The sequence below is a fragment of the Paenibacillus sp. AK002 genome (genome assembly GCF_053903045.1).
Map to the genome: position 1 here is coordinate 3,290,547 of NZ_CP096377.1, position 17,593 is coordinate 3,308,139.

The window sequence follows — 17,593 nt, forward strand, 5'->3', positions numbered from 1 at the left end:
GCTGCTACCTTTGTCAAATGTGACAGGAATGTAAGGTTGAGGGGGAAGTTGTAAGCCAAAGTAAAGGTGACCTGTATTAAGATCAGGATAAGAAATACATGATTTCGAAATCGTGCTGACATTGTTTCTATATTGATAACCAGGAAGGAAAGATCAACATGAAAATGGTAGTGAACGCGGCTCAGGTTCGAAAGGTTTATGGCGTAAAAGGAAATGTCTATACCGCCTTGGATGATATCGATTTGTCCGTGCAGGAGGGAGAGTTCGTAGGAATCATGGGGCCGTCGGGCGCAGGCAAATCGACGTTGCTCCATGTGCTGGCGACGATCGATCAGCCTACCTCCGGAGACGTTGTGATTGACGGGATGGACGTGCTGAAGATGGATGAGGAACAGCTATCCGCTTTTCGCCGGGATAAACTGGGATTCATTTTTCAAGATTACAATTTGCTGGACACGTTAACCGTGAAGGAGAACATCCTGCTGCCCTTGGCGCTGGCCAAGATGAATGTCAAAGAACTGGAGTTTAGAGTGGGGGAGATCGCGGACAAATTCGGCATCACCCCGATTCTGGACAAATACCCGTATCAGATTTCCGGAGGGCAAAAACAGCGGACTGCGGCTTCACGCGCCATGATTTCCGGCCCCAGCCTGCTGCTGGCCGATGAGCCGACCGGCGCTCTGGATTCGAAATCGGCGACCGACCTGCTGGAGAGCCTGAAGGACTTGAATGAATATGATCAGGCAACGATTCTGATGGTCACCCATGACACGTTTGCGGCAAGTTACTGCAAGCGGGTGCTGTTTATTAAGGACGGTCGCATTTTCACGGAACTGACGAAAGGCGAGGCATCCCGCAAACACTTTTTCAAAAAAATACTGGATGTATTGACCGTACTGGGGGGAAATGCAAGTGACCTTGTTTGACATCGTGAAAAAGAACATGAAAGGGAACTTCAAAAACTACGCCATCTATTTCATTTCCATCCTGTTCAGCGTCATCATCTATTATACGTTTCTTTCTTTGCAGTACAGCCAAGAAATTACGAGTTCAATCGAATCGTCACAGAGCATGCAATCCGTTTTTATGATGGCGTCCATCTTATTGATTGTGTTTGTTGCCGTCTTTATCCTATACTCCAACCGTTTTTTTTCGAGACAGCGTAAAAAGGAAGCAGGCTTATACGCGCTGCTTGGTTTGCCCAAAAAAAAGATCGGGAAAATGCTGTTTTATGAAAACCTGATCATTGGGGTGACGGTTTTAATCATAGGAATCATGATCGGCACATTGTTGTCCAAGCTGTTCGCCATGATATTAATCAAGCTGCTGGGGACGACGGTACAGGTAGGCATGGCTTTCTCCCTTCGCGCGCTGGTTCATACGCTTATCGTGTTCATGGTGATTATTTTGGCGACGTCGATCCAAGGCTATCGATTGATCTACAGCTTTAAACTCATTGAATTGTTTCGCGCGGAGCAGAAAGGGGAGCAGGAACCGAAAGCGTCGTTTCTATCGGCGGTGGGTGCAGTTCTCTGCCTGGCTGCTGGATATGGATTCGCCTTCCGCGATTTTTCCGTCAACGAAGAAATTCTTGTCAATCTGAGCGTGATGACCGTTGGTATTATCGCCGGAACGCTTCTGCTCTTTTCCTCCTTGGTCATTGTCTTGTTGAGAACGGCCAAGGAGAGAAAGCGAAGTTACTATAAAGGCATGAATCTGGTCATCATCTCTAATTTGGTGTACCGGATTAAAGGAAACGCTCGTTTGTTAAGCGTCATTTCCCTGTTATCCGCAGCAGCTCTGTGCGCTTTCAGTGTCGGATTAGGTGCGTATTTCACTTTTGACAAAACATCGAAGCTCACGGCTCCGTTTAGCTACATGTATATTGCCCAGGACCATGCGTTTAATCAGAAGGTAGACGATATCATACGCGGGGATGAAGCGCATCCGATTATAGCGCAAATGACGATTCCGGTGCTGGAAACTAAAGGGGAGGCTTCCGATCCGGAGATCCTTCCGGAGAGAATGATCGAAGCAGACAAAACCCCGCTTAAAGTGGTTTCGATCGATCAATACAACCAGGTGGCAAAGGCGTTGCGATTCCCTGCTCTTGATCCGATCGAACAGGATGAAGCCGTTGCGATCCGGCCTATGTATACGGACTATGAATGGTCCGATTACGAAGGCGAAACGGTCGGCATCGAATTGCCTGATCAACGGCTAACCCTTGCTTTTGCAGGGATGACCGTAGAACGAATCATCAATTGGAGTTATCCGGATGTAATGATTGTTGTAAGTAACGGCACCTATGACAATATCGAGGCGCAAGTTTCGCCGACCCGCTATGTCGGGTATGCCGTGCAGGAACAGAAGACGACGAAGCACACGGCCGATGCGCTGGCGGCGCTGAAGACGCCGGAATCGAACTTGTCTTCGTTTTATTCTGAATACCGGCTTGGAATCGAAGAAGCGGCCTTTAATGTGTTTATATTAGGATTTCTTGGACTTGTTTTCGTCATGGCGACAGGAAGCATGATCTATTTCAAACAATTGACAGAAGCGGCAACAGACAAACCTCGGTTCGATATTCTTAAAAAAATCGGCGTAAGCGGAAAAGAAATCAGTATGGCCATCATCAAGCAGAACGCCTTCATTTTTGCTTTGCCGCTCGCGATTGGGCTTGCCCACTACATGGTCATCCTGCAATTGTTGAAAAGGTTATTCAGCAATATGGCAGGCGCCAGTCTCTTGCTGCCCATCCTGATCTGCGTCGCTGTGTTTGTCCTGATCTATTCGGTTTATTATGTGCTCACGGTCAACTCCATCAGCAGGATCGTCCATGGAAAAGCGGCCCCCGTGGCAAGAATTGCAGCTATAGCCATTACTTTCTGTCTTCTTGTACTGATTGGCATATTCTTCGGCACGGAAACCCCAGCAACGCAGGATGAAAGGGGCCCGGCAGAGAAAATCCAGTTACAGCTTCCAAAGCCTACTGGAAAATACGCTGTGGGTACGATGGAAATGCACTTCAAGGATGACAACCGGGTGGACCCATGGAAACAGGACAGAGACAGGGAGCTGATGGTCAGCATATGGTACCCTGCTTCGGGGAAAAGCGAGCAGAAGGCTTTGTACATGCAGCCCGAAGCAGCAAAGTATTACGATGAAAACACGATCTCCACAATCGGGTTGGATTCCGGCAGAGTCGATCTATCCGGTATCGGCACACACTCTTGGGTGAATGCACCTCCAGTGAGCAACGCCGATAGGTGGCCGATCCTCATCTACACACCCGGCGGGTCTGTTCCAAGAAACTTCGGGACGGCTGTAGTCGAAGACTTGGCCAGCAGAGGTTATGTGGTGGTTGCAGTCGATCATACGTATGAAGCCTCTGCGGTCCAGTTTCCCGATGGACGTGTGGCCACGGAGTCATTACCGCCTTTCAGTGCAGAAACGGTTCTGAAAATGCTGGAGGTAAGAGTGGATGATATCCAATATGTATTGGATCAACTCGAACTCATAAAGGAAGGCCGTCATCCAGGCGATCAGACTTTACCCGCGGGACTTCAAGAAACATGGGACCTGTCAAAGATCGGAATATTCGGACATTCCGCAGGCGGGGCTACCGCTGCTCAGGTGATGTATGAGGATGACCGGGTCGACGCCGGCATCGATATGGATGGAACGATGGGGCATATGCCCGATAACCCGCTCCCGGTGGCGCAGCACGGTTTGGATCGTCCTTTCATGCTCATGAATTCAGGCTACAATAAGGAGGGCGAGGTTGATTCCCATCTAACCGCGATGGACCGTCAATCGTTCTGGCAGCATTCGACCGGCTGGAAGCTCGATTTAAGCATACCTGAGGGAGCACATTATACGTTTACAGATTATCAGTCGCTCCTTCCACAGCTTCAAGAGAAGCTGAGCCTTTCGCCGCGAGTTGTCCAGCAATTTATCGGGACAGCTGAACCCGAACGGGCGATCGCCGCCCATCGAGCGTATGTCGCTGCCTTTTTCGATTATCATCTAAAGGGTGCATCACAGCCGCTGCTGAACTCCCCATCTGCAGACTATCCTATGGTTGATTTTATTAAATAATGTCGAGCCTGAAGCGCCGTGGCGCTGCTGGCCGCACAAATTAAACACACTTGCGAAGTCGCCATTTTGGCGGCTTTTTTTATGAGATAAGAAAGTATAACTTCGGGGGCGTAACCATCCTTAACTCGCAAGAAAAGCTTCAGCTAAACGCGGTCTGTCTACTTAGAATGTACGTCGATAGACGTTTTTCTTCTCGATATCAGTTCATGACCTAAACTAATAAGAATGATTACGATTTTCTGAAAATGATTGACATCAACGTATAATCGGGATAGAGTATATTTTGTTAATCGTAATAATTACGAATAATATTACCTCTGAAGACCAAACGCAAGATTGGTAGCTTAGAGACAAACTTATCATCGGGAGGGGAAGTAAATCCATGTACTTCAGATTCAACCAACGCAAGAAAACAGCTTATGTCGTAGCTGTCAGTTCATTTCTCTTATTCTTCACATTCATCATGTCAGCTTGTGGGGGGAATGAGACTTCCAGCAGTCCGGAAACCAAGCCGAGTGACAATGCATCGCTACCGGTACAGTCCGATACTGATACTTCCGCAGGTCAGGAAGATTACATAACATTCCAGGATGCGACGGATCGCACTATTACGCTTCAGCAGCAGCCCGAGCGCATCGTCGTGCTATCTCCTGAATTCCTTGATCTATTATACGAAGTCGGCGGAGAGGCAGTAGGACGGATGGAAGCGGCCGGCGTTTCCATTCCCGAACAGGCTGAAGCGATATCGTCTGTCGGCAGCGTCAGCCAGATCAACCTGGAACAGGTTGTAGCGCTCAGACCCGATCTGGTTATCGGGCAGGCTCGGTTTCATAAAGAGCTTGTGCAATCGCTGGAGAGCAGCGGGATTCCTGTTGCCCTGATGAGTCTGTCAAGCTATGAGGATATGAAAACCAAAGCCGGATGGATGGCGAAGATAGCGGGTACGGAAGCGCAGCTCCCGGAAAAGCTTGAAGCTCTGGAGGTTCGAGTAAACGAAATCGTGGAAAAATTACCGGATGAGGAACGTACCTTTATCAACATGAACGTTACGCCGGGCGGAATCTCGATACAAAAGAACGGCACATCGGGTCTAGAAATAGCGAAGATGTTGGGTCTGACCAACGCTGCCGAGAATCTGGAATCGTCGCCTAACAGTCCAACCACGACGCCGTACAGCATGGAGACGCTTGTGAAACAGGATCCGGATTACATCTTTTTGATTATCCACGGACAAAAGACCGTTGGCGAGAAGAAGATTAAAGAGGAGCTTGAGAACAATCCGGCATGGGCCTCCATCGGGGCCGTCAAGGAACACCACGTCATTGTCGTACCATCCGATCTGTTTCTTACCAACCCGGGGCTTCACTATGATGAATCCCTGGCGTATTTAGCCAAGCTGGTGTATCCGGAGATCTATGGTGATGTTGAATAGGTCGGTCCGTCATGCATCCCTGATCATTATTTTCACGATCGCCGCAGCTTCGGCGTGCTTGATCAGTATAGCTACCGGTGCCGTCATGATTCCGCTTCGGGACATTGTCACGGGTATCCTGCATCATGAGCTGCCTGGGATGAACCGGGATATTATCTGGAATATCCGGCTTCCGCGGACGCTTGTCGCGATGCTTGTAGGCGCGAACCTCGCGGTTTCCGGTGCGCTTTTGCAAGGCGTCATGCGCAATCCGCTCGCTGACCCCCACATTATCGGAGTCTCCAGCGGCGCCGGACTATTCGGGATTTTCCTGCTGGTGGTTGTACCGCAATATGATTACTTACTGACGCCCGCAGCATTTCTCGGAGCGACTCTCGCCGCGTTCATTATCTATCTTTTGTCTTGGAAGGATGGCGTTAGCCCTCTGCGGATCGTTCTGTCCGGCGTCGCTGTCTCCGCATTCTTGGGGTCCGGGATATCGGCGATGCTTACCTTTTACAGCGACCGCGTGCATGGCGCTTTAATCTTCATGGTCGGCGGGCTTGCAGCGAAAAGCTGGCCGGATCTCTCGACCATACTTCCTTACTCGCTTATCGGTCTTCTTCTGGCGATGATCTACTCCAAGCAGATGAATATTATGATGCTGGGTGAGGTTAATGCACGGAATTTGGGGACGCGGGTTGAGCTGTCCCGTTTAATGATAACCGCAATCGCCACGCTGCTCGCAGCCAGCGCCGTCAGCATCGCGGGTTTGCTGGGGTTCGTCGGTCTGATCGTTCCCCACATCGCCAAGCTGCTTGTTGGCGGAGATTACCGGATTCTCATTCCGTCCTCTGCATTGCTGGGCGCTGCCGTTCTGACGTTCTGCGACACGCTGGCTAGAATGATGTTTACACCGATTGAGCTTCCGGTCGGAATCATCATGGGGGTATTGGGAGCACCCTTTTTCCTTTATCTGTTAAGGAGGAGGAAAGCATGACACGTTTGGAGACTCGCGATCTTTCGCTGAAATACCAGGATAAGTTTGTGATTCAACATCTGGGTATCTCCTTCGAGAAAGGATTCGTGTACAGCATTATCGGTCCGAACGGCTGCGGGAAGAGCACGTTGCTTAAAGCGCTTGCGCGCCAGCTGAAGCCCGCAGGAGGGCAGGTTCTGCTTGACAGCAAGCCGTTATCCGATTTAAACGGGAAGGACGTGGCCCGGCAGCTGTCCTATATGGCCCAATCGCAAGAGCCCATAGAAATCACGGTGAAGGAATTGGTCGGATATGGAAGAACGCCTCATCAGCCTTACTGGAATCATGTCAGCGTCAAGGACCGCGAGATCACGGAATGGGCATTAGAGGCAACCGCTCTTACGCCTTATGAGGATAGACTTCTGCATACGCTGTCTGGCGGGGAAAGACAGAGAGCGTGGATTGCTATGGCTCTGGCTCAGCAGCCCGGCGTGCTGCTCCTGGACGAACCGACCACATACCTGGACATTGCCCATCAGCTGGAGGTTTTGGAGCTGGTTCGGGGATTGAATCAACAATTAAATATGACCGTTATCATGGTTCTGCATGATATTAACCACGCTTCAATCTATTCCGACTATATCCTGGCGATGAAATCAGGGAAGGTGGAAGGCTATGGCTCACCATCCGAGGTTTTGACGCCGGATCTGCTGGGCAGGGTGTTTGGTGTTGAAGCTTCCGTGGAAACCGATCCGGTTCGCGACAAGCCGATTTGCCGTATTACCGGATTAATCAAGAAATAAGGAGTCGAACGCATTGGAACATATAGATCATCAATATCCTTTTACAGCCATTGTTGGTCAATCCCGAATGAAGTTGGCCCTCATTCTGAATGTCGTGAATCCGAAGCTCGGGGGTGTTCTGATACGAGGGGAAAAAGGAACGGCGAAATCAACGACAGTACGTGCCTTATCGGGGCTTGTGCCTGATCTGAACGTTGTTAATTTGCCGGTTAGTGCGACGGAAGACCGGGTTGTCGGTGCTTTAGACATCGAGCATGCAATCAAGAAAGGAGAAAAGAAATTCGAACCCGGATTGCTGGCTGCGGCTCACGGCCATATCTTATACGTCGATGAGATTAATCTGTTAGATGATCATATCGTGGATGTGCTTCTGGATGCGGCTGCGATGGGGGTTAATACCGTTGAGAGAGAAGGCATTTCCTATTCCCATCCGTCACGGTTCCTTTTGGTAGGGACGATGAACCCCGAAGAAGGGGACCTGCGACCGCAGCTATTGGACCGGTTTGCGCTGTCGGTGGAGATCGGCGGGGAAAGGGACGTTCAAGAGCGCACGCTTGTCATCCGCAGACGATTGGAATATGAACGGGACCCTGCTTCATTTGCTGCGCGATATGAGACGGAGCAGAAGAGAGTATTGAACCAGATTCTGCAGGCGCGAGACCGTCTGGGCCATATCCCCATCTCGGACGATATGCTTGAGCTGGCAGCGAAAATCGGCATTGCACTGGAGGTGGAGGGACACCGTTCCGATATCACCCTCATCAAAACGGCGGTTGCCCTGGCTGCCTGGCAAGGGAAGGAAACTGTAAGCCTAGATCATATGCAAGAAGCGGCGCACTTGGTTTTGCCTCATCGCATGAGACGGCAGCCGTTTGAAGATACCGGCGGCATTGAGCAGCGATTACAGACGATACTGACTTCAGTAGAATGGGTACCGTCATGATAACGGAAGAAAGGAAGAGCGCTGCCCCGGTGTATCCATTCAGTGCCATTCTGGGCCAAGAGAAGGCCAAACGAGCGGTGCTGCTCTATCTTGTCAATCCAGCGATCGGAGGCATACTTGTTAACGGCCATCCCGGGTCAGGTAAAAGCGTCCTGCTGCATGCGGCCTCTTCTTTGGTCAAGCCGCGCCGAATCCTATCCGTTCCCGTCAACGTTACGGCTGACCGGCTGCTCGGCGCTTTGGATTTGGCAGCCGCCATGAAAAGCGGAAAGCTAGCGCTTGCTCCGGGATTGCTGGAAGAAGCCGATGGACAGCTCCTGCTTGTAGACCATATGAATCTACTGTCTGAAGCGATCTTGAAGGAGATCGTCAGCACGCTGTCTACGGGCTCGATCTCTGTGCAAAGAGAGGGAATATCCATGGTTCGGAGTAGCCGTTTTATGCTGCTTGCAGCAATGGATCCCAATGAAGGCCGGGTATCGCCTCCCCTTCTGGACCATTTTGGTTACTGCGTTACGTTGGACGATATTCACGATTCCATAGCAAGAGCAGAAATTATTCAGCGCAATCTGCAGTTTGAGCATGATCCGTTCGCATTCCGGAACCGATATCGGCCACAGGACGAAACGCTGCGTCTTCGCGTCGAAGCCTCCGCACAAGCACTTCCCCAAGTTCAGGTGAGCGCGGACATGATTCAATTGTCAGCCTCCATCGCCAGAGAAGCGGGAATCAGCAGCTCCAGGGGCGATCTCAGTCTGATTGAAGGGGCCAAAGCTGCCGCGGCTTGGGATGGGCGTTCCGCGGTAACCGCCGCCGACATCCGGGAGATAGCTGAATTTGTGCTTCCCCACAGAATGACACATGTAATGGAGAAGCCCCGTGCTTCTAGCAGCGGCTCACCTGAACAGAATAACAGTAAACAGCCGGAACATTCGCTTGAGGATCATGCCCGCTCCTCTCCAATGCCTCCACAGAAAAGTCACGAACCGAAACGGAATCCCCATCATCCGGGCAACGCTTCTTCTGATAAACAAGATGTGGCCAGCCGTACGGTAGAGCAGCATGCGGATGATCGACAGCACGTACCAGAAGGTTTGGAGGAACGGGTGCTGCTGCCAGACGAAACGTTTACAATGAAGCCGTTGCAGCTCGAGGGGAAGCGCAAGATTGAACACGAGGGATCGGGAAAACGAAATAAATCCCGGGCCAACCAGAAGAAAGGGAGAGCTATGGGGTATATGTACCCGGGCAGGAACCTGCGAACCGACGTGGCTTTGGATGCCACGATCCGCGCAGCGGCTCCCTATCAAGCAATCAGAACAAAAAAAGACGAGGTGGCAGTTGCCATTGAGTTGGATGATTTGCGTCAAAAGAAAAGAGAGAACCGGGTAGGGGCAACCTTGCTGTTCGTCGTTGACGCCAGCGGGTCTATGGCGGCTCGTAAGCGAATGACCGCCGTCAAAGGCGCTATTCTGTCACTGCTGCAGGATGCTTATGAGAAAAGAGACCGAATCGGTATGATCGCCTTCAGAAACAACGAAGCCGAGCTGATCCTTCCGGTGACGCGCAGCATCGAAGCCGCGTCCAAGCAGCTTCGGAGCATTCCCACAGGGGGAAAGACGCCTCTGGCAGACGGGCTTGCCAAAGCGTACAAGGTGCTTCATTCGGAGAAACGCAGAAATAACGATACGCTCCCGGTCATGATCATCGTAACGGATGGCCGTGCCAATGAAAGCTCCATCGGATTAACCGTGTATGCTGACATTTGGAACGAATGTCTGGAAGCGGCTAAGCTGATCCGCGCTGCCGGGATTCGTTCCCTGGTGTTAGATACGGAGCAGGGATTTGTCAAATTGGGACGTTCGAGGGAACTGGCTGACGCTTTAGGCGCTGAATACAGATTACTTGACCGCGTAGATGACGAAGGTATTGCGCGGGCTGTCCGCACCACCATGAAATGACCAATCACATGATTATAGAGGGGAGGCGACAAGAGTGAAAATCGCCGTTCTGACGACATCGCATGCAGCGATGAGGGATTTGTCGCAGCTATATAAGAAATGGGACGCATCTTTTCGCAGTCGTCTAGCGTTATCCGTGTTTAATCTAGAAGGAACTTTGTCGGATGAAGAATGGAAGCGGCTGAAAGCAAAGGTAAAGGAAGCGGAGTTTATTATTCATGATCCGCACGGTACGCCGGCTCAAACCCTTTCCCGCATTCATGATCTTTGTGAAGGTCTTGAGGCGCAGCAGGTGATTTTAGGAGGGAATGCGGATGGGATTCAAGATTTGTTCCGATTGGGCTCGCTGCGTTATGAAGATATTGCCGGCAGCGGTCAACGGGGGGATCCGTCGGCTTCTTCCGCTCGGATTGATATAAATCAAGATCTTGAGCATTATCGAACCTTACTTGATTACTGGAAACATTCAAGTATCGACAATTTGGAGCATATGCTGGGCTATATCGCTACAACATGTGGCTATATAACGGATTGGCCGCCGGTGGAACCGCCTTCTGTTCTAGAGACGTTGGGTATATACGACCCGTTATTGAAGCGACCGTATGAATCTTTAAAGGCGTATCAGAGCTTGACGCCCGTTCGGACCCATTTGCCGACGGTAGCCGTGCTATTTATGGGGTACAGCTATCCGCTCCATACCGGTGAAATCGTAGGCGGTATCATTCAGGACCTTCGGAAATTTGCGAATGTCCTACCCATCGCACTCACTTCCTTGGTACGCGTCGATCCACAAAGGCTGCGAAGTTTGCTGATGCAAGGAGGCTCCCAGGGCGGGAAGATCGATCTGATCGTAAATTTTGTTCCGTTCCGGCTCGGCGCGGGGCCAACCGGAGGGAAAAGCGATGAGATCCTATCCTTAATAAAGGAAGTTGAAGCGCCGATGTTCCATCCGTTCTTCTTAACGCGAAGGGAACGGGAAGAATGGGAAGGATCGTTGCAAGGTTTATCGCCGTCCGAATTTTTGGTCCAAATGATGCTGCCCGAACTCGACGGGAGCATCGACATGCTTCCGATTGCCGCATTATCCGGACGTGAATACGATGAGGGAATGCAGCTTCATACGAAGGAACTGCGGATCATAGAGGAGCGGGCACAGCGATTGATTAGCCGAATAAAGCGATATTTGGACCTTCGAACCAAGCAGCCGTCGGAAAAGCGTATCGCCATCATCGGCTATAACTATCCTCCCGGAGAGGGGCATTTATTTCAGGCATCGTTTCTGGATACGTTCGAATCCATATCCCGAATCGCGACAGCGATGAAAGATCACGGCTACACGACAGAGGTTTTTACCGGAGCTGAATTAAGGGAACGCTTCCTTCGGGAAGGAGCGGTCAATTCCGGAGTCTGGACGGACGAGCGTTGGTCCGTTGAGCTTCCAACGTACGACAATAAGGCTTATGAGCAGAATAATAAAGTGTTTGCCAATCGCAAGGATGAGCTTATTCAGCAGTGGGGAGAGGCGCCTGGCAATATCATGACGACGGAGGAGGGAGCATTCAAAATCCCCGGCTTGCTCAATGGAAACCTGTTTATCGGGGTCCAGCCCAGCCGGGGCGTTCACGAGCATCCCGAGGCTGCTTACCATGACAAGAGCCTTCTTCCGCACCATCAATATCTGGCATTCTATCAATACATTCGGGACGAATTTAAGGCGGATGCCATCCTGCATGTAGGAACCCACGGAACCCTTGAGTTTCTGGAGGGGAAAGAGAGCGGAATGTCCGGTGATTGTTTGCCGGATGCCCTGATCCAAGATCTTCCGCATTTCTATATGTATTACGTTGGAAATCCGTCCGAGGCAATGATCGCGAAGCGAAGGTCGCATGCTGCCTTGATCGGTTACCAATCCCCGCCCTTCGCGACAAGCGGATTATATGGTGAATATGCCGGGCTTGAAGCGATGCTGCACGAGTACCGGGAAACGGAACGGCTGAATCCAACGCGTGTTCCCGACATAAAGAAGAGGATATGGGACCAGGCGGCATCGCTTTCTATGGAAACGGACGATTTGGAAGAGCTCGAAATCGAGCTGTATCGGATTCGAAGATCCGTGATCCCGAACGGTTTGCATGTCGTCGGCGAGGGCTACAACCATGAAGAAGCGGCAGGGCATATGAAAATGATTTTGAGCCATGAGCAGGGAATGCTTGGATCGCTGCAAAGAGTATTTGCAACATCCATGGCTTGGGATTATGACAGCCTGCTGGAAAACCGGGACATTGAAAGACTGCAACTGCTGGATGAGTGTGTAGGAAATGCCGTGTTATCCTTCATTCATAATGAAACCATCCCTGAGCCTCCACAGTTGCCGGATGAAATGAAGGCACGCTGGAACGACATCTGGAATCACGGGTTAACGGCATATCACTCCACCAAAGCGGATATGGAGCTTAAGAACCTGCTGCGGGCGCTGGATGGGGCGTATTTGCCGGTTAGCCTAGCCGGGGACAGCGTTCGTAATCCGGAGGTTTTGCCGTCCGGAAATAACCTGGTTCAGTTCGATCCGCGATCCATTCCAAGCCGGACGGCAGCTGCGACCGGTTTGAAAATTGCCGAGAATACCTTGAAGCTGTACTACGAGGCCCATCAAAAATATCCTGAAACGACGGCACTCGTGATGTGGGGGCTGGAAACTTCGCGAACCCAGGGAGAGACGTTAGGCCAGATTCTGGCTTATCTGGGCGTCAGGATCAAAGAACGGGGACATTCCATGCATATGGGATATGAAATCATTCCACTTTCCGAACTGAACCGACCGCGAATCAATGTAGTCGTGCATATCTGCGGATTTTTCCGCGATATGTTTCCGGACCAGCTATTCATGCTTCATCGCATTTTTAAAGAAGTATCCGAGCTGGATGAGCCGATGGATCAAAATGGGTTCAAACAGCACTCGGAGCTGCTGTACCGACAGCTGCGCAATGCCGGCGCCGGGCACGACGAGGCTTGGGATTTGGCGTGCGCCCGCATTTACGGTCCTGCCGAAGGAGAATATGGAACGTCCATAACCAAGCTGATCGAGACCAAACAGTGGGAAGAGGAAAGCCAAATAGGCGCATCATTTATGAGCAGCCTGAAGCATGTATATAGCTCCAACTACAGGGGCAAGGAAATGCTTGAGCTGTATAAGGCCAACTTGGAGGCCGTGGATATCGTTTCGCAAATTCGGAGTAATCATGAGCACGAAATTACGGATTTGGACCATTATTACGAATTTTTCGGAGGGTTGGCGAAATCGGTAGAAATCGTTAAGGGCAGTCGAGCGGAAATGTATATCACCGATACCACGCGCGAGCAGGCATTAACGGAAGAAGTACGCAAATCGATTCAGCGAGGCGTTCGAACCCGCTTGCTTAATCCCAAGTGGATGGACGGATTGCTGAAGCATGACTATCACGGTGCACAGAACATAGCCGACCGAACGGAAAATTTGCTTGGTCTGGCAGCGACAACGAACCAGGTGGATTCCTGGATCTTCTCTTCGGTTCACAAGGAATATGTTGCGGACGAACAGCGCAGCAAGCAAATGCGGGACAATAACCGTTCTGCATATCACAGTATGCTGGAAACTCTGCTGGAGAGTCATCAACGGAATTATTGGAACGCGTCGGAGGATGAATTGGGAATGTTGCGTGATCGCTATTTGGAGATTGAAGGGGATCTGGAAGGCCGTAATACCTAGGTCTTAAAGTGAAGATCCACTATGCCAAAACGGAAAAACAGGGATGATATCATCCCTGTTTTTTTACGTTCCGGTTCAGGATCATCATCAATATTATTTAAGGCTATTGTTATTGTTTTTGCCACATTTCTCCTCGAAAATCGACAGAAAAAACAGTATAATAAAAACAAACAAAACTAAACAAAAACATTCGGATAGGGCGGTGGCAGGAATGAATCAGGAATTTGTGCATCCGGCAGATCAGCTTCTTCTCTTTATCAATCGCATTTACAACCATGGGATGACAACCACGTCGGGAGGCAATTTGTCGATCAGGGACCATAACGGGGATATATGGATTACGCCAGCGGGAGTGGACAAAGGGTCGCTTAACCGGTCGGATATGGTATGCGTGAAGGAGGACGGCAGGGTAGAGGGAATTCACAAGCCTTCCAGCGAATTTCCCTTTCACCGGCTCATCTATCAAGCCCGCCCGGATTTGAAGTCGATCATTCATGCCCATCCGCCTGCACTGGTATCGTTCAGCATTGTAAGGCGCATTCCGGATACAAGGCTGCTTCCGAACGAAAGGCAAATCTGCGGCGAGATCGGAATCGCGCCTTATGCGCTTCCTGGAAGCGAGCAGCTCGGGGAGAACATTGCAGCCGTCTTCAAGCAAGGGATCGACACCGTCATGCTGGAGAATCACGGGGTCGTGGTCGGGGGAGAGGACCTATTTCAAGCGTTTCGTCGGTTCGAAACCCTCGACTTCTGTGCACGCCTAGAGATTGAGGCGCGTCGAATCGGTAAACCGGTCCTGCTTACCGATGAGGATTACGAAACCGTGCGCAACAAAAGCACGCTGCAGATGGATACGTTCATCCGCGATTCCTGCACGTCGGAAGAAAAAGAGCTGCGCCGCGATTTGTGCGGATTGATGAAACGCGCGTATAAACAGGGATTGTTCACGAGCACGCAGGGCACCTTCTCCCATCGATTGCAAGGAAACGATTTTGTCATCACGCCATATGGCAAAGACCGCAATCATCTGGAACCGGAGGACCTCGTCCGCATCGAGAACGGCAAGTCGGAAGCGGGCAAACAGCCGAGCAAATCCGTTTTCCTCCATGAAGCGATCTATAACACGCAGCCGCATGTCCATTCGGTCATCATCGCGCATCCTCCCAACATTATGGCATTTGCGGTCACCGACACGGCCTTCGATTCGAGGACGATTCCGGAAAGCTATATATTGCTTCGCGGAACGCCGAAGCTCCCCTTTCATGCGGTGTATAATGAGCCTGAGCGTACCGCTTCGCTGTTTAAAGCCAATACGCTGATTGCCATTGTGAACAATAACTGCGTAATCGTTGCCGGTCAAAGCCTGCTCAACGCTTTTGATCGATTGGAAGTTGCGGAGTACAGCGCGAAGTCCATTTTGTCGGCAAGAACGCTAGGCGATGTTATCCACATCGATGATGAACGGATCCGCGAGCTTGAAGCAGCATTTCATCTGGAATCATGAGTAAGAACCTGGCGTTCATGATCTATAGCCTTTAAATGAAGTAAGAGCAGCAGAGTTGCCGTGAATGATACGCGGCCATCTGCTGCTCTTTTTATTATGATAGTTGAAATCCGGTTATCATGCTATTTGGTCCATGAACCGATCTTATATGCTCCGTCTGAAAGCCGGTTTGTGTTAGCGAAATCAACGGCCGGCTGGTTCGTCGATGGATCGAGAATCGCTATGGCTAATTCATAAGTACCGCTCGGCAGTGTATTCGTAGGAAGAGAGCCTGTGACCGTGTGCTGCCCTGTTCTCCAGGTCGTTAAGTCCGCCGATGTGGTTTGGCGTGCCACGATCTGGCCGCCGCTGCGCAGCTGGATTTCAAGAGGCCAATTGAACGGGAAGTGTTGAACCCCCTTATTCTCCACCGTGACGGATACCTCGAGCGTGCTTCCGCTATTTTCTTGCGGGTATCCAGCCTTGTTCACGACAAAGTGATAACCCATTCGTTTCTTGAGCGTATCGATGTTGCCTTGCAATGGATTCCCCACCGCCAGGGAAGCCGGAGAATTCGGTCCCAGCCAGCTTGGCTTGCTGAGCTCGGTTTGCCGAAGGGTCTCATTGAAGCCGCTGCCTGACGTAAGCGCAGCATTCATGCCATAAGCACCGCCATAGAATTCGCCGCCGGAGACGCGCGTATCCCAAAAGTTTGCATGTGCGGGTTGCTGCTGGCCGATGTCATCCCAATATCCGTTCTGGGTGCCTGTATACCAGCCCCAATCGGAATCGAAGCTCGGCTGATCGCCGAAGACGTCATTGTACATTCCCAGAATCAAACCCTTGTTGTTATTCTTGGCAAGCTCTACGCTGCGTCTAATCAATAGCTGCGTGTAATCCTCCTGATCGGCAAAGGCATCGATATAATGCTGGATATATTGGTTGGATATGCTGTTCGGAGGGAATGCCCCCGTATAGTTGCTTTCCCCGTTCGGTCCGACATAAGGCCAGGTATGGAATTCCGCCCAATGTCCGAGCGAACCGATTTGCACAAAAGCGATCGGGCTATCCGGGGAGTCGTAATGGTCCGCAATCGCCTCGATTGCAAGTTTGTGCCTGGCGATCAGATAGTCGGAACTGTAATTAGGAGAGAAGCCCGTGTTGTTGCCGGCTCCCATGCCTCCAGTATCGTCGCGATAGGCCTTGCCCGGCGATTGTCCCAGGCTTGCCATGTCGTTGTACAGCCAATCCGGGATATCCCGGTGAGCCACGCCGGAAGGACTGTCCAGAATAAAGCGAAGGATTACCTTGACGCCGCGGCTTTTCCAATAGTCGAAATGATTGGAGGCTTCAATCGCGCTGAAATCATAATTGCCCTTCGTCGGCTCAAACTCCTTCCAAGTCACGCCGGCATATACCAGTCGGTGAGGTTGAGGGTAATTGGTAGATTTTGCGGATGGAGCCCAGCCTTTAAACGGGTTATTCAGCGGATCATTCAGCTCGGTTGGATAGAATTCGATCATTTGGCCTCCCGGATTATGTGCTTGTAAGGTATAGACCGGAAGCGGCTGGTTCTGTGCCGGCAGGCGGTGCATATCCGAATTGTTATCCAGATAGCCGATGCTCACGCTGCTGCCTGCGCCAAGTCCAAGCGTAGAAAGAGGGATCGCTGCTTCAATCACAGATGAGGAACGTACGTATTGAGAAGAAGTCAGAGACGATGAGAAATTCCAGCTCCAACTGCTTCCATTGCCTGAGTAGCGGTATAAGGATTGGTTCTCGAGAAGCCACTCAACGCCTGTCGTGCCCCAGCCAAAAGCTTGATATCCGGTAGAAGCATTCCCGTCCGTATTCAACCAGAAGCTTCCCATCGTAGTGCTAAGGCCGGAGCCCTGAACAAGCAGATAAAGATTCTTGTCGTCATGGGAAGCCTTTAAGATTTGAGCCGTTCCCGTATTCGTGGATAGGGCCGGAATGCCCTCCCAGTCGCTCGGATCGCCGTCAACAACGATAGAGGCAGAGGCAGCTTCTGCAGACCAAGTAAGGCGGGGAAAAGGGAATAAGGCAAGTAGAATGGCCGTCATGGTAATTAGGGCAAACGGCTGCTTCCAATGGATACCCCGTGCTTTCATGTCAAACCTCCTCACAGAATTGTTCTTTTACTCTC

At 51.0% G+C, this 17,593-nt stretch carries 10 protein-coding genes; 9 read left to right on the forward strand and 1 reads right to left on the reverse strand.

The genetic code is table 11. The annotated features are described in order from the left end of the window. The first annotated feature begins 158 nt into the window (after positions 1–158). From M1D70_RS14560 to M1D70_RS14600, 9 genes are all read left to right on the forward strand, one after another. The gene (locus M1D70_RS14560; RefSeq protein WP_009590569.1) at positions 159–926 is read left to right on the forward strand and encodes an ABC transporter ATP-binding protein; all 768 of its coding nucleotides are present in this window, start codon (positions 159–161) and stop codon (positions 924–926) included. Next, positions 907–4,101, forward strand: a complete 3,195-nt coding sequence (locus tag M1D70_RS14565) for an alpha/beta hydrolase (RefSeq protein ID WP_456290268.1) — start codon at positions 907–909, stop codon at positions 4,099–4,101. Before M1D70_RS14560 ends, M1D70_RS14565 begins: the two co-directional genes overlap by 20 nt. Positions 4,102–4,483: 382 nt before the next feature. After that, positions 4,484–5,533, forward strand: a complete 1,050-nt coding sequence (locus tag M1D70_RS14570; protein ID WP_456290269.1) for an ABC transporter substrate-binding protein — start codon at positions 4,484–4,486, stop codon at positions 5,531–5,533. Further along, positions 5,523–6,512 (forward strand): FecCD family ABC transporter permease, encoded by a 990-nt coding sequence (locus M1D70_RS14575; protein WP_456290270.1) that lies wholly within the window; start codon positions 5,523–5,525, stop codon positions 6,510–6,512. The genes M1D70_RS14570 and M1D70_RS14575 overlap by 11 nt, the downstream gene beginning before the upstream one ends. Then, positions 6,509–7,294, forward strand: coding sequence for an ABC transporter ATP-binding protein (locus M1D70_RS14580; RefSeq protein ID WP_456290271.1), 786 nt, complete (start codon positions 6,509–6,511; stop codon positions 7,292–7,294). The genes M1D70_RS14575 and M1D70_RS14580 overlap by 4 nt, the downstream gene beginning before the upstream one ends. Positions 7,295–7,307: 13 nt before the next feature. Then, complete coding sequence (locus tag M1D70_RS14585; protein ID WP_456290272.1) at positions 7,308–8,237, forward strand: ATP-binding protein; 930 nt, start codon at positions 7,308–7,310, stop codon at positions 8,235–8,237. Between the two features lie 29 nt (positions 8,238–8,266). Further along, complete coding sequence (locus M1D70_RS14590; protein WP_456290273.1) at positions 8,267–10,198, forward strand: VWA domain-containing protein; 1,932 nt, start codon at positions 8,267–8,269, stop codon at positions 10,196–10,198. Between the two features lie 34 nt (positions 10,199–10,232). Then, positions 10,233–13,943, forward strand: coding sequence for a cobaltochelatase subunit CobN (locus M1D70_RS14595; protein ID WP_456290274.1), 3,711 nt, complete (start codon positions 10,233–10,235; stop codon positions 13,941–13,943). A 211-nt stretch (positions 13,944–14,154) separates the two neighbouring features. Beyond that, positions 14,155–15,447, forward strand: a complete 1,293-nt coding sequence (locus M1D70_RS14600; RefSeq protein WP_456290275.1) for a class II aldolase/adducin family protein — start codon at positions 14,155–14,157, stop codon at positions 15,445–15,447. 122 nt (positions 15,448–15,569) lie between these two features. Here the strand turns inward: M1D70_RS14600 and M1D70_RS14605 are convergent, their stop codons facing one another. Beyond that, positions 15,570–17,558, reverse strand: a complete 1,989-nt coding sequence (locus tag M1D70_RS14605) for a DUF4832 domain-containing protein (protein ID WP_456290276.1) — start codon at positions 17,556–17,558, stop codon at positions 15,570–15,572. Positions 17,559–17,593 lie beyond the last annotated feature (35 nt).